The sequence below is a fragment of the Agrobacterium sp. Ap1 genome (assembly GCF_017313375.1).
GTDB lineage: Bacteria > Pseudomonadota > Alphaproteobacteria > Rhizobiales > Rhizobiaceae > Neorhizobium > Neorhizobium cellulosilyticum.
In genome coordinates this window covers 373,785-387,662 of record NZ_JAFLMY010000004.1, presented here as the reverse complement: position 1 = coordinate 387,662, position 13,878 = coordinate 373,785, and the positions used below count along the sequence as shown (strand labels likewise).

Below are 13,878 nucleotides of genomic sequence, written 5' to 3'. Positions count from 1 at the left end.
TAACATTACATCTCTAAACAAGGAAGAATGCCATGAAATTTGCTGCCGCCCTCCTTCTTTCCTCGGCTGCGATGATAACCGCACCTTGCGCCTTTGCTGCCGAGCCGAATGTCGTCGTGTCGATCAAGCCGATCCATTCGCTGGTCGCTTCGGTGATGAAGGGCGTTGCCGAGCCGAAACTGATCGTCGAGGGCGCAGCTTCCCCGCATACTTATAACATGCGGCCATCGAATGCGGCGGCATTGCAGAATGCCGACCTGATTTTCTGGGTTGGCCATGGCATGGAGGCATTTCTGGAGAAACCCCTCGAGGCGCTGGGCTCGAAGGCAAGCGTAGTGACGCTGGAAGATGCGCCGGGGCTGACGAAGCTGAAATTCCGCGAAGGCGGCGTGTTCGAGCCGGAAGCGGAAGAGGAAGGCCATGACCACGGGCATAGCCATGGCGCCGGCGAAGAACATGCCGATGGCGAGGATGACGGCGATCACGACCATGAAGGCAATGACGTGCATCTGTGGCTCGACCCGATGAATGCCAAGGCGATGACCGTCGAAATCGAAAAGCAGTTGGTTCAGGCCGATGCAGAACACGCCGCCGTCTATCAGAAGAATGCTGCCGAACTGATGGGCAGGCTCGACGCACTGGATGCGGAATTGAAGCGCGAACTGTCACCGGTGAAAGACAAGCCGTTCATCGTGTTCCACGACGCCTATCAGTATTTCGAGCATCGCTATGGCGTGAAGGTGGCCGGCTCGATCACCGTCAGCCCGGAAACGATGCCGGGTGCAGAACGGGTCAAGGAAATTCACCAGAAGGTCGAGGATCTGGGTGCGACCTGCGTCTTTGCCGAGCCGCAGTTCGAGCCGAAGCTGGTGAAGGTGGTGACGGAGGGCAGCAAGGCGAAATCCGGCGTGCTGGATCCGGAGGCCGGCGCTCTGAAGGAAGGTCCGGAACTTTATTTCGACATGATGCGCGGTATCGCTACCTCGCTGAAAACCTGCCTGTCGCAGTAATGTGAAGGCCGGGCTGCGAGTTTCCCCTCACGACCGGCCTTAAGGGCAGATGACCGGCGGGTGCCTAACGACACACCCGCCGGTCGCATATTTTCTGGTGCAATACCGGCCACAAAGCCGGCTTCCACCTTTGCTGGAATTGCTCTTAGCGCGCTGCGATGATGCTGGAGATGACGCCGGTGGCGATGCCGATCATCAGGTAGTCGTTATCGACCTTTACCCACTTATAGCCGCGCGGCGGAGCCGACAGACGGTAACGGCGGTAGTCGCGAACATCAGCCATACGACGGCGCTCGGCTGCAGTCGCACGATGCCCCTTGGACCAGCGCTGCTTGTGGATGACCACCTTCTTTTCGACATGGACGCGCTTGTCTACCCGCTTGTCGACGTGACGCTCCACCTGACGGCTGCGGTCATTGCGCCAATCCTGCGCCTGGGCTGCGGTGGCGATCGGGCCGGCCAGAACGGTGGCGGCAACAAGTGCGACAATGAACTTCTTCATGGCTAAATCCTCGCGTTGAACACACCATGAGAATTAGGGCGCAAGCGATGAATGCCGTATGAATGTAAGATTAAATATGCGTAATGAAAATATGGACTTGCGGTAACGCTCTCATGGTGAAAATTAACGAATTCGCAAGCCCTTCCAAAGATCAGCCGGGAATCGCCTCATAGGAGAAGCGGCTGAAATCCGCTGATTTCGCCCGGCCAGACGTATCGAAGGCGAACATGCCGGCAAAGGCACCGGTAAAAGAGCCGTGCTCGCCGCGCCCACCCTCGTCCGATATTACGCTGGCATCAAGGGTGGGGCCGATCGGCTGCCAATCATTCGTTCCGCCGGAACGCCACGAAAATTGCAGGTCGTTGTCGCGGATTCCCATGGAAAGCTCCACCGGGCCATCGGGGATGGCGACACCGCTGCCGGCCGGGAACTGCATGCGGCCATGGGGAAAATCACCAGGGCAGGAAAAGATCGTCACAACGCGGCCGAGCTTTTCATGCAAGGTGACGACTAGGGCGTGGAACTTGTGCCGATTGTAATAGTGGGCCAGGCCGCAGGCCTGCTGGTAGGTGTCGGGATCGAAGGTCTCAACCGTGGTTTCAGCCCGAAACCTGTGATGCTCCTGCCGGCGAGCGACAAGGGACTGCTCGAACCACGAGCCGATGCTTTCGCGGCCGATCAGACGCAGGCGGCCGGGATTTGCCGTGAGGCTGAAGATGCGATCCGGCTCAGGCGTGCGCAACCATTGAAAGTCGATCGGCAGCGTGCCACCGTCGAAGGTGTAATTGATACGTTCGGGTTTTGCGGCTGGCTCGGCATCGGTCGGAGCCGGGACGTCGACATCCGGCACGAGGCCGCCCTGAGCGAGATAAAGCCAGTCGTCCTCCTTCCAGACGCATTTCTGCAGGCCGGTTTCGCGGCCGAGCGGCGAGCGACGGTTGGGCGCCAGCGGCCGGCTGCAGAGATGGGTGTGATAGACGTCACCATCCGGTGTCTCGACATATTGGCCGTGGCCGGAGCGCTGCAGAACGGCCTCGGGATTATCCTTCGACGTCAGCAGATGGGTGTTGGGGTGGAGTTCGTATTGCCCATCGATCGTGCGCGAGCGGGCCATGGTTACCGCATGGTCGTAACCGGTGCCTCCTTCAGCCGTTGTCAGGTAATACCACCCGTTGCGCTTGAAGAGATGCGGCGCCTCGACGAGACCGAGCGGACTGCCGGGAAAGATGTTGGTGATCGGGCCTTTCAGCGCGCTTGCCTCCGTATCCCATTCCTGCAGCAGGATGCCGTCGAAGGCCGGATGTTTCGGGGCGCCGCCATAGCTTTCGGTGCGATGGTTCCACTGCATGTTGACGAACCATTTGCGGCCATCGTCATCATGGAACAAAGACGGGTCGAAACCGGAGGAATTGGCATAGGCCGGATCGGACCACTCGCCTTCGATCGTCGGTGATGTGACGATGTAGTTGTGGGCATCCTTGAAATTTCCGTCATAACGTTTGACGTCGGTGTAGACCAGCCAGAACAGGCCATCGGCATAAGAGAGGCACGGTGCCCAGACGCCGCAGCTATCGGGATTGCCGCGCATATCGAGCTGGGATTTTCGCTCCAGCGGGCGGCGGATGAGCGTCCAGTTGACGAGATCGCGGGAGTGGTGGATCTGGACGCCGGGATACCATTCGAACGTGGAGGTGGCGATGTAATAGTCCTCGCCGACACGGCAGATCGATGGGTCGGCGTTGAAGCCTGGCAGGATCGGGTTGCGGATCATGATCGTGTCTCCTCCCAGAGAATGTGTGAGGCGGCTCCTCAACCGCCTGATGGCAATTTTTGATGTCTGTGTTGGCGACCGGAGCTGCCCCTCATCCGCCTGCCGGCACCTTCTCCCCGTTCTGACGGGGAGAAGGACGCAAGTCGCACCTCTCCGCCTCTCGCTGACGTTCACCGTGGCAAGTCCCCTCTCCCCGCCTGCGGGGAGAGGGTTAGGGTGAGGGGCAGCTTCTTGCACAGAGCGTGGGCAACTATCTCCCGCCTACTTGTTCCGTGCCGGCCCCTGACGTTCTGCCGAGGCTGCCCAGATGTTGATGTCGGCCTCCTTTGCGAACCCGTCGATCTCGGCCAGCTCCTCCGCCGTGAAATCGCGCTTTTCGAGAGCCTTGACGCAGTCCTCGACCTGTTCCGGGCGGCTGGCGCCGATCAGGGCGGTGGTGACGCGGTCACCGCGCAGAACCCAGGCGAGTGCCATCTGCGCCAGCGTCTGGCCACGGCGTTCGGCGATTGCGTTGAGGCCTTTCAGGTTCTCGATGTTCTTGTCATTCAAGAACGCCGGGCGCAGTGACTTGCCCTGAGCGGCGCGGCTGTCTTCCGGGATGCCGCCGAGATATTTCGAGGTCAGCATGCCCTGCGCCAGCGGCGAAAAGACGATCGAGCCGACGCCGAGATCCTCCAGCGTATCGAGAAGACCGTCTTCCTCGACCCAGCGATTGATCATCGAATAGCTCGGCTGATGGATGAGGACCGGTACGCCCATTGCTTTGAGGATCTCGACCGCCTCGCGGGTGCGCTTCGAATTGTACGAGGAAAGACCGACGTAAAGCGCCCTGCCCGAGCGGACGATATGATCCAGCGCGCCACAGGTTTCTTCCAGCGGCGTATCCGGGTCGAAACGGTGCGAATAGAAAATGTCGACGTAATCGAGGCCCATACGCTTGAGGCTCTGGTCGCAGGAGGCGATCAGATATTTGCGGCTGCCCCATTCACCGTAAGGACCCGGCCACATGTTGTAGCCGGCTTTCGACGAGATGATCAGTTCGTCGCGCAGGCCGGAAAATTCCTCGCGCAGGATCTGGCCAAAGGCCAGTTCGGCGCTGCCGGGCTTGGGGCCATAGTTGTTGGCGAGATCGAAATGGGTGATGCCGAGATCGAAAGCCTTCTTGCAGATATCGACCTTGCGCTGGTGCGGCGTGTCGTCACCGAAATTGTGCCAAAGGCCGAGCGAAATTGCCGGCAGCTTGAGGCCGGATTTGCCGCAGCGATTATAGGTCATGCTTTCGTAGCGGTTTTCCGCCGGGAGCCAAGCCATGATGAAAAGTCCTCCAAATGAAACCGGCGCCGAACCTCATTCCCGGCGCCGGATGCTGTTTTAACCGGTCAGGCGAGAAGCGCCAGTGCCTCATCTATGCCAAGTGCCGCAGGTTTCGTGCAGGTCGTGGTGGTGGCGATGAAATTCCCTTCTGCACCGGATTTCAGGATCGAGGTCATGACATCGACACCGTGAAGCGCGCGATCGATCGAGCAGCGGATATCTCGCCCTTCGATCAGCGCCACCGCCATATCGGCCAATCCCGCCGTGCGGTAGTTGGCGCGCGGGCCGTTCGGATGGTCCTGATTGGCCTTGCCGAAGGGATGGTCCCAATCCTTCAGTGGCTGAATATCCTTGTTCCGGCCGCTCGCCTCGACCACGCCGCCGAAGAAGTTCGGGTCGGGCACGTAGAGCGAGCCTTCCGTGCCATAGAGCTCCATATTCGCATGGCGGTGGGACCAGACATCCCAGCTGGCCGAGAGCGTGATCGTCGCGCCTTCCGCGAACTCCAGCAATGCATGGATGTTGGTCGGGGTTTCGACCGGGATGATCGTACCGCTAAGCGGCTCGCTGGTGACGGTGCGGGTCTTGTTCGCCATCGAGGTCAAAGCCGCGACGCGCTTTACCGGGCCGAGGAGGTTGATCAGGTTGGCAATGTAATAGGGGCCGAGATCGAGGATCGGGCCGCCGCCATTCAAGAAGAAGAAGCCCGGATTGGGGTGCCACATTTCCATGCCGGGGCTCATGACGTGGCAGGTGCCGGACGTGATGCGCCCTACCCCGCCGCCATCGATATAGGCGCGGGCGAGCTGATGCGCCCCGCCGAGAAACGTGTCAGGCGCGCAGCCGATCGCGAGACCTTTCTCGCGGCCAAGCGCCTGCAGCTCCTTGCCCTCTTCCAGCGTCACCGTCAGCGGCTTTTCCGAATAGACATGTTTTCCGGCCTGCAGGATTGCCTTGGAGACGGCGAAATGTGCATCAGGAATGGTCAGGTTGACGATTACATCGATCTCGTCATTGGCGAGAAGCTCTTCGACCGTCTGCGCCTTGACGCCATATTCCTTGGCTTTCGCCTCGGCAGCGGCCGGGTTCAGGTCGGCGCAGGCGAGGACCTTGATGCCCTTGAACAGCGGTGACAGTGAAAAGTAGGTGGTGGAAATGTTGCCGCATCCGAGGATGCCGACGCCAAGTTCCTTGGTCATTTTGAAACTCCGAAGATTTTGTCAGATCAATAGGTCTTGAAGGAGGCGATGGAGCGGGAGGCAAGGCGCTCGATATCCTTGGGGTTATCGTGCTCCAGAACATAGTATTTCGCCGACGTCTTCGCCTTCAAGGCGGCGATCAGATCCTTCCACGGAACAGTGCCGTGACCGACATCGGCCCAGCCATCCTCATCGGTGTTCTCGCCGGCCGGCGCGATATCCTTGACGTGGACGGCGGTGATTTTGCGGCCATAGTTCTCGATCCAGGCGAAGGGATCTGCGCCGCCGCGGATGACCCAGGCGATATCCGCTTCCCAGGTGAGATCCGGACCGCCGGCAAAGATCTGCTCCTGCGGGGTGGAGCCATCCGGCAATGCCTTGAACTCGAAATCGTGGTTGTGCCAGCCGAATGTATAGCCGGCATCCTGATAACGCTTGCCGGCTTCAGCCAGCCGCTTGCCGAAGGCGAACCAACCGCCAGCGTCGGTCGGGCGCTGGTCGGCGACCAGATGCGGGCAATAGATTGCCTCGACACCGAGGGTCTTTGCGATCAGCAGTGCCTGTTCCGGCTCCTTTTCGAGAAGGTCGATGCCGAAATGGCCGGTCGGCATGGTGAGGCCGTTGGCGTCGAGTTCGGCGCGCATCGCCTTGAGGCCCGCCTCGTCCAGCGTCGCATAAAGAGCGCCATAACCTTCGACATGCTTGTAGCCATTTTTCGCCACGAGTTTCAGCACGTCCGAGAGCGGCGGGAAATTGCGGGCGCTATAAAGCTGGAAACCAAAGGTCGTCATGTCATCCTCCTTGAAATGAAATATCAGCCTGCGGACTGGCAGGATTGAAGATCGTAGATGCGGAAAACGGGCGGGGAGCCTGGGGTACTTGCCGCCGGCACGCTAGGGGTAAAGCGAACCTTTCGGTTTTCGCCGGCGGCAAGATCGAAAGCGTTGTCCGAATAACGGCCGGGCGTTTCGCTTTCGATGAGAACGAAAAGCGCGAGGCCGGCGGACTGGACGAGAATGTCGAATGCGCCGTCTCCGGATGGAGACACGGACATCTCCAGGCTCGCGGGCAGAAGCTCCAGCGCCTTGTAGCTGTCCATCACATGATGGCCCTCGCCGCCTGAACCGTTAGACGCTGTGAAGTTCCAGGAAAGCAGGCTGTCTCTCGGGATCGTGTCTGCGGGGATGGTCAGGACCGTGACGGCCGCATCCGGTGAGCAGACGGCGTCTATGCTCCTCAGCGGGCGGCGTTCGCCCGTCAGGCTCAGTGTCGAGATATTGAGCGTGACGGTGATGTCTTCGAGCGTATCGTTGACCAGCGAGAAGCGGATTTCACGGCCGTCTTCCGACGGGATTGCGGCGACGGCGACCGGCTGGAAGAAGCAGCGCGCCATGTAATGCAGCACTTTCCAGCCGCCGCCGTAATCGAGGCTTGCCCAGGAGGCGACCGGCCATGTGTCGTTGAGCTGCCAGTAGAGCGCGCCCATGCAATGGGGCTTCAGCGAGCGCCAATAATCGACCGCGGTTCTGATCGCGATGCCCTGCTGGACCTGGCTCAGATAGACGAAATTGGCAAAATCCTTCGGGAAACGGAAATTGCGGAACATGGTGGCGGCGATGCGCTCGTTGCCGCCGACATTGCGCTGGTGATGTTCCATCACCGGGGAGGCGATGTTGAGATCCTTCTCCTCCGCGTAGGTGTGGATCACCGGCAGCGACGTGTAGGACTGGAAGCCGAATTCGGAGCAGAAGCGCGGCTTGACATCGCGGTAGTGTTCGAACGGCTTGTTTTCGTGCCAGACCGACCAGAAATGCATGTCGCCAGAGCCGTCGGCGTGCCAGGCATCGCCGTAATCTAGATAACCGGAGGCTGGGCTCGACGGCCACCAGATCGCCTGCGGCACTGCCTTTTTCATCGCCCGCTCGATCGTGTGGTTGAGGCGATCGTAGGAGACGAGATAGCGGTCGCGATTATTGCGGGTCTCCTCGTACCAGAGAAGCGCGCCGACGAGTTCGTTATCGCCGCACCAGAGGACGATAGAGGGATGGGAGATCAGGCGTTTGGTCTGGTACTCGACCTCGTGTTCGACATTTTCGAGAAAATCCGGCGTCGAGGGATAGATGTTGCAGGCGAATTGAAAATCCTGCCAGACCATAAGGCCGAGCCGGTCGCAGGTGTCGTAAAATTGCTCGTCCTCGTAAAAGCCGCCGCCCCATATGCGGATCATGTTCATGTTGGCGTCGACGGCGGATTTCAGCAGATCTTCCGTCTTCTCCGGGCTGGTGAGCGAGAAGAGCGCGTCGGCGGGAATCCAGTTGGCGCCTCGGCAAAAAATTTCATGACCGTTGATGCGGAAGGCAAAACGGCTGCCGGCCTCGTCCTTGTCGGTCAGGAGTTCGACTGTGCGCAGGCCGATCTGTCTGGTGATCGTTTCGCTCGGTGTGTCGACGATCAGGGAATAGAGCGCCTGTTCACCGCTGCCGGCCGGCCACCAGAGTTTGGGATTTTCGACATGGAAGAGGTGGGTGATGCTGTTTTCGCCGGGGCGCATGCCGCAATCGAGGCGAAGACGTTCTTCGCCGAATGCGAAATGAATGGGGATGACGCCCTGTGTGTCGGCATGCAAGGATACGGTGACGTAGAGATCGACGGAGCCATCATCGTGATGTCTCTGTTCGGTGATGACGTGTTCGATGCGGGCGACATCCAGGCGTTTCAGGGAGATTTCGCCGTAGAGGCCGAGCGGGGCAATGGCGAGGTTCCAGTCCCAACCGAAATGGCATTGCGGCTTGCGCAGCATGTTGCCATCGGGGATCGGGCAGTTTTTTGAGAACGGCAGATAGAAAGGCTGTTTTGCCTGCCGCTCTGCCCCCGCCTTGATGTTGGAATGGAAGAGGATGCGGACGGTATTTTCGCAGGGTTTCAGGGCTGCGGAGACATCCGGGCGGTAGCGGCGGAAGCAATTGTCGGCGGAAAGGACGGGCACGTCGTTGACGAAGACGATCGCCACCGTATCGAGATAGGTGATATCGAGATACCAGGAGCCATCGGGCTCATCAACGTTGAAACTCCGCTCGATCTGCCAGTCTTGATGCGCGACCCATTGGACGTCGTTTTCGTTACGGCCGACATAAGGGTCGGGGATGATGTCGGCGGTTTTCAGCGCCGTGTGGATGTCACCAGGGATGGATATGGTGGCGGCGTGGGTGCTGTCGGGGGATGTGAGGCGCCATTGGCCGGTGAGCGGGATGATGGTCATTGGTGCCTCCCCGGGAGACTACCAGTTGCGGCAGCGAGCCCCCCTCTGGCCTGCCGGCCATCTCCCCCACAAGCGGGGAGATCAGCTAGGCTCAACCGTCTGCCCAAATTTTTACCGGAACTCGTCTCACCAAGTTGATTGCTCTCCATTTGAAGGCTCAGCAAAGAGCAAGCGTAGAGCTTGGGCAAAGGGCGCGCCACTTGTGATCTCCCCCCTTGTGGGGGAGATGGCCGGCAGGCCAGAGGGGGGTGGAACGAGGGACGCAGGACGGCCATCAGATCCGTTCCTCCGTTTCCGCATCGAACAGCGAGGCCATGGTCATGTCGAAGCCGAGGCGGACTTTTGCGCCGACAGCGTAACGGCGGGCGCCGCCGATGCGGACGGAGATCGTGTGGCCGGCGAGTTTCAGCCAGATCAGGTTGTCGGCGCCCATCGGCTCCTCGATATCGACGATTGCGTCATGGGCTTCCTCGCCCGCCAGATCGCCGTCGACCTTGATATGTTCGGGGCGGACACCGAGCACGACCTTGCGGCCGGGCGTGAGCGTTTCTGTTGCCTCGTAGCCGGCGAGCGAAAAGCTGGTGCCGTGGGTTCTGAACACAGTGTGGCCGCCCTCCTCCGCCAGTTCGCCGGTCAGAAAGTTCATCGAGGGCGAACCGATGAAGCCGGCGACGAACTTGTTCCTTGGGCGGTTGTAGATGGTGATCGGGTCGTCGAGTTGCTGGATGACGCCGCTTTTCATGATGGCGATGCGGTCTGCCAGCGTCAGCGCCTCGATCTGGTCGTGTGTGACGTAGATCATCGTGTTCTTCAGCGACTGGTGCAGGCGCTTGATCTCGACGCGCAGTTCGGAGCGCAGTTTCGCATCAAGGTTGGAAAGCGGCTCGTCGAAGAGGAAGACATCGACATCCCGGACGAGCGCGCGGCCGATCGCGACGCGCTGGCGCTGGCCGCCGGAGAGCGCTGCGGGCTTGCGCTGCAGTAGCGGTTCGATCTGCAGGATGCTCGAGGCGCGGGCGATGCGTTTGGCGATCTCGTCCTTCGGCATGCCGGCGACGCGGAGCCCGAAAGACAGGTTCTTCTCGACCGTCATCTGCGGGTAAAGCGCGTAGGACTGGAAGACCATGCCGATGCCGCGGTCCTTGGGTTCTTCCCAAGTGACATTCTTGTCCTTGATGAAGATCTGGCCGTCGGTCGGTTCCAGCAGGCCGGCAATGCAGTTGAGCAATGTCGACTTGCCGCAGCCGGAGGAGCCGAGCAGGACAAGGAACTCGCCGTCCTTGATGTCGAGATCGAGGTTCTGGAGGACGGTCACCGCCCCGAAGTGCAGGGACAGGTCACGGATGGAAACGGAATTGGAGAGGTCGGTCATCAAGGCTTACCCCTTAACTGCGCCGGCGGCGATGCCGCGAACGAACAGCCGGCCGGAGACGAAATAGACGATGAGCGGAACAGCGCCGGTGAGCAGCGTCGCTGCCATGTTGACGTTGTATTCCTTCACCCCCTGGACGGAGTTGACGATGTTGTTGAGCTGGACAGTCATTGGATAGGTATCCGGCCGCGTGAAGACGACGCCGAAGAGAAAGTCGTTCCAGATGCCGGTGACCTGGATGATGATCGCGACGACGAAGATCGGCAGCGACATGGGCAGCATGATGCGGCCGTAGATCTGCCAGAAGCCTGCGCCATCGATGCGCGCGGCCTTGAACAGTTCCTCCGGCAGGCCGGCGAAATAGTTGCGGAAGAGCAGCGTCAGGATCGGCATGCCGAAGATCGTATGGACGATGACGAGGCCGGTCAGCGAGCCGTAGATGCCGATTTCGCGCAGGATGATGACGAGCGGATAGATCATTACCTGATAGGGAATGAAGGCACCGATGATGAGCACGGAGAAGAAAAGTTCCGAACCCTTGAAGCGCCAGTTGGCAAGCGCATAACCGCTGACCGAGGCGACCGCGATCGAGACGATAACCGAGGGCACGAGAATGCGCACCGAGTTCCAGAAGCCGCGGGAAAGACCGTCGCAGTTCAAGCCGGTGCAGGCCTCAGCCCAGGCCTTCACCCAGGGCTCGAAGGTGATTTCCATCGGCGGCGAGAAGATGTTGCCGAGACGGACTTCCGGCATGCCCTTCAATGAGGTGACGACCATCACGTAGAGCGGCAGGAGGTAATAGAGCGCTGCCAGACCGAGGATGCCGTAGATCATGATATTGCGGCGGGAGAGGACCTTCTTCGGCTTTTTGCCGCGCGGTCCCGCTGCAATTTCAGTTCTCACGGCGTCTATCGCAGCGCCGGTCGCATTGAGAGTGGAGACGTTAGCCACGCTTCTTCCCTCCGAATTCGAGATAGGCCCAGGGGATGATGATGATGGCGACGGTGAGCAGCATCATGGTGGAGGCGGCAAAGCCCTGCCCCAGGTTCTGCGCCTGAAACATGTAGTCGTAGACATATTTTGCAGGCACTTCCGACGCATTTCCGGGGCCGCCTGACGTCTGCGCCACGACCAGATCGTAAAGCTTGACGATGCCGCTGCCGATGAGCACGAGCGTGGTGATGAAGACCGGACGCATCATCGGGATGACGATGAAGAGATAAGTTCGCCACATCGGGATGCCGTCGACGCGCGCCGCCTTCCAGATATCCTCGTCGATGCCGCGCAGGCCTGCGAGCATCAGGCACATGACGAGCCCTGTCCCCTGCCAGAGACCTGCAATCAGGATGCCGTAAATGACGATGTCGGGATTGTAGAGCGGGTCGAAGGTGAAGCTTGTCCAGCCAAGCGAACGGACGATGCCCTGCACGCCGAATTCCGGATTGAGGATCCATTGCCAGACAAGGCCGGTGACGATGAAGGACAAAGCGAAGGGATAGAGGAAAATGGTGCGGAAGGCGCTTTCGAAGCGGATCTTCTGGTCCATCAGCGCCGCCAGCACGAAGCCGACCACGAGCGAGAAGATCAGGGACAGGATGCCGTAGATCAAGAGGTTCTGGATCGAGATGATCCAGCGGGACGAGGCCCAGAGGCGCTCATACTGGTCAAAACCGACAAAGCTTGCCCGCGGCAGAAGTCTGGAATTGGTGAAGGAATATATCACCGTCCAGATCGTACCGCCGAAGAATACGACAGCGGCAACTAATATCATGGGGGTGAGCGCAATCTTGGAATTGAGATTGCGGAAGAGCTGATTAGGCCGGCCGGACGATTTCGGCAGCGGTCTGGATGGTGTAGCGGACGGCACGGTACGAGACATTATTCCTCCTCGATCGGCGCGCTCAAGGCGCAGCCCTTCCTTCCGGCCCCGCCCCTCTTGCGAAAGGGCGAGGCCAGTGCGGTTCAGGATCGTGATGGAGTGATCAGTCCGCCGAGCCGATGATGGAGGCGAAGCGTTCCTGCGCCTGTTTCGGCGTGATCGACGCATTGGCGAAGAATTCGGACATCAGGTCCTCCTTCTGCTTCTGCGTATCGGCCGAAACGAGCTGGTCGGTACTGGTTGCTGTGCTGCCCTTCGAGATGATCTCGATGCCCTTCTTCATGCAGTCGTTTGCAGCAGCAAGATCGACGTCACTCCGGATCGGCACGGAGCCCTTCTTGAGGTTGAAGGCGACCTGTACCTTGGGATCGACGATGGTTTCCGCCAGCACTTCCTGCGCCTTGGACTTTGCCTCGTCCTTCAGAACCGGGAAGTAGATGGCGTCACCACCGGTGGTCAGGGTCTGGTTAAGACCAAGGCCCGGGAGGCAGGTATAGTCCTTGCCGGCAACCTTTCCGGCCTGCTGGAACTCGCCCTGCGCCCAGTCACCCATGATCTGGCCGCCGGCCTTGCCGGTGATGACCAGATTGGTGGCCTGGTTCCAGTCCTGCACGTTGGAGCCCTTGGCAAGCTTGCGGGCATCGTCGGCCGCCGCAAAAATCTTTGCCATTTCAGGACCGGCCGCGGTCTCCTCGTCCTTTTCCTTGTAGACCTTGTTGTAAAGGTCTGTGCCGCCCAGCGCTATCACCAGCGTGTCGAACAGGCCGTTGACCTGGAAGGCGGAACCGCCCACGGCGAGCGGTTGAAGACCGGCTTCCCGCAACTTGGGGCCGGCTGCGACGAACTCGTTCCAGTCTTTCGGGACCGGTACGCCCGCCTTTTCGAAGGCCGCATTGGAAAGCCACAACCACTGCCAGGAATGGATGTTGACCGGGGCGCAGTAGATCTTGCCCTCAAAGGTGCAGCTGTCGAGCAGGCTCGCGGGTTTGATGATATCCTTCCATTTGCCCTTTTCGGCGACGTCGCTCAGGTCGCGCATCAGGCCGGACATGACCAGTTCTTCGGCCTGGCGTCCGTGGTTGAACTGGGTGGCGCCCATCGGGTCACCACCGGTGATACGGCTGATCATGATCGGGCGCGCCGTGCTGCCTGAACCGGCAATTGCACCATCGACCCATTTATTGCCGGTTGCATCGAATGCGGTCGCCAGCTCTTTCACGGCTGCCGCCTCGCCTCCCGATGTCCACCAATGCGTGACTTCCAGATCGGCGGCCATAGCTGCACAAGGCAGCGCCGCGGTGGCAGCCAGAACGGCTGCAAATGCACGGATACGCATGAGTCTCCTCCCTCACTGAAACGTTGCAGTAAAAAGCTAGGGCAAAGCCAGAGGGGTGGCAAGCCTGCTTCTCCAAATTATTGCATGACCCATCACAATAGCAACTTATAAGGGCATTAAATTCAGAATTATCAGGTATATAATTCCATGAAATGCCGCCATGAGATCGATCCAAGGCGATTTTATTTCGCATATGCACAAAATCGATGTGCAATTGCGTAATGCCAACACATGGT

At 59.8% G+C, this 13,878-nt stretch carries 11 protein-coding genes; 1 reads left to right on the top strand and 10 read right to left on the bottom strand.

Annotation, left to right across the window (positions count from 1 at the left end; all coding sequences use genetic code 11):
- Window positions 1-32 precede the first annotated feature (32 nt).
- Window positions 33-1,010, top strand: coding sequence for a metal ABC transporter solute-binding protein, Zn/Mn family (locus JZX87_RS10880; RefSeq protein ID WP_206825386.1), 978 nt, complete (start codon window positions 33-35; stop codon window positions 1,008-1,010).
- Window positions 1,011-1,155: 145 nt separating this feature from the next.
- Here the strand turns inward: JZX87_RS10880 and JZX87_RS10875 are convergent, their stop codons facing one another.
- The 10 genes from JZX87_RS10875 to JZX87_RS10830 form a co-directional block, all read right to left on the bottom strand.
- Entirely contained in the window at window positions 1,156-1,512 is a 357-nt protein-coding gene (locus JZX87_RS10875) for an RcnB family protein (RefSeq protein WP_206825385.1), read from the bottom strand.
- Between the two features lie 151 nt (window positions 1,513-1,663).
- Window positions 1,664-3,283 (bottom strand): glycoside hydrolase family 43 protein, encoded by a 1,620-nt coding sequence (locus JZX87_RS10870; RefSeq protein ID WP_206825384.1) that lies wholly within the window; start codon window positions 3,281-3,283, stop codon window positions 1,664-1,666.
- Between the two features lie 261 nt (window positions 3,284-3,544).
- Window positions 3,545-4,594, bottom strand: a complete 1,050-nt coding sequence (gene mgrA / locus JZX87_RS10865; RefSeq protein ID WP_206825383.1) for an L-glyceraldehyde 3-phosphate reductase — start codon at window positions 4,592-4,594, stop codon at window positions 3,545-3,547.
- Between the two features lie 68 nt (window positions 4,595-4,662).
- Window positions 4,663-5,796, bottom strand: coding sequence for a Gfo/Idh/MocA family protein (locus tag JZX87_RS10860; protein ID WP_206825382.1), 1,134 nt, complete (start codon window positions 5,794-5,796; stop codon window positions 4,663-4,665).
- Window positions 5,797-5,822: 26 nt separating this feature from the next.
- Complete coding sequence (locus JZX87_RS10855; RefSeq protein WP_206825381.1) at window positions 5,823-6,587, bottom strand: sugar phosphate isomerase/epimerase family protein; 765 nt, start codon at window positions 6,585-6,587, stop codon at window positions 5,823-5,825.
- A gap of 23 nt (window positions 6,588-6,610) precedes the next feature.
- A complete protein-coding gene (locus JZX87_RS10850) occupies window positions 6,611-9,055 on the bottom strand; it encodes a beta-mannosidase (protein WP_206825380.1) in 2,445 nt (814 codons plus the stop codon).
- Between the two features lie 274 nt (window positions 9,056-9,329).
- The gene (locus JZX87_RS10845) at window positions 9,330-10,427 is read right to left on the bottom strand and encodes an ABC transporter ATP-binding protein (RefSeq protein WP_148146487.1); all 1,098 of its coding nucleotides are present in this window, start codon (window positions 10,425-10,427) and stop codon (window positions 9,330-9,332) included.
- Between the two features lie 6 nt (window positions 10,428-10,433).
- Entirely contained in the window at window positions 10,434-11,378 is a 945-nt protein-coding gene (locus JZX87_RS10840; protein ID WP_148146486.1) for a carbohydrate ABC transporter permease, read from the bottom strand.
- Window positions 11,371-12,306, bottom strand: a complete 936-nt coding sequence (locus tag JZX87_RS10835; protein ID WP_206825379.1) for a carbohydrate ABC transporter permease — start codon at window positions 12,304-12,306, stop codon at window positions 11,371-11,373. Before JZX87_RS10835 ends, JZX87_RS10840 begins: the two co-directional genes overlap by 8 nt.
- Before the next feature lie 103 nt (window positions 12,307-12,409).
- Complete coding sequence (locus JZX87_RS10830) at window positions 12,410-13,642, bottom strand: ABC transporter substrate-binding protein (protein ID WP_183821781.1); 1,233 nt, start codon at window positions 13,640-13,642, stop codon at window positions 12,410-12,412.
- Window positions 13,643-13,878: the final 236 nt, after the last annotated feature.

Coding starts and splice junctions, on each gene's coding strand:
- JZX87_RS10880 (WP_206825386.1), top strand. CDS start 33: ATGAAATTTGCTGCCGCCCTCCTTCTTTCCTCGGCTGCGATGATAACC.
- JZX87_RS10875 (WP_206825385.1), bottom strand. CDS start 1,512: ATGAAGAAGTTCATTGTCGCACTTGTTGCCGCCACCGTTCTGGCCGGC.
- JZX87_RS10870 (WP_206825384.1), bottom strand. CDS start 3,283: ATGATCCGCAACCCGATCCTGCCAGGCTTCAACGCCGACCCATCGATC.
- mgrA (WP_206825383.1), bottom strand. CDS start 4,594: ATGGCTTGGCTCCCGGCGGAAAACCGCTACGAAAGCATGACCTATAAT.
- JZX87_RS10860 (WP_206825382.1), bottom strand. CDS start 5,796: ATGACCAAGGAACTTGGCGTCGGCATCCTCGGATGCGGCAACATTTCC.
- JZX87_RS10855 (WP_206825381.1), bottom strand. CDS start 6,587: ATGACGACCTTTGGTTTCCAGCTTTATAGCGCCCGCAATTTCCCGCCG.
- JZX87_RS10850 (WP_206825380.1), bottom strand. CDS start 9,055: ATGACCATCATCCCGCTCACCGGCCAATGGCGCCTCACATCCCCCGAC.
- JZX87_RS10845 (WP_148146487.1), bottom strand. CDS start 10,427: ATGACCGACCTCTCCAATTCCGTTTCCATCCGTGACCTGTCCCTGCAC.
- JZX87_RS10835 (WP_206825379.1), bottom strand. CDS start 12,306: ATGTCTCGTACCGTGCCGTCCGCTACACCATCCAGACCGCTGCCGAAA.
- JZX87_RS10830 (WP_183821781.1), bottom strand. CDS start 13,642: ATGCGTATCCGTGCATTTGCAGCCGTTCTGGCTGCCACCGCGGCGCTG.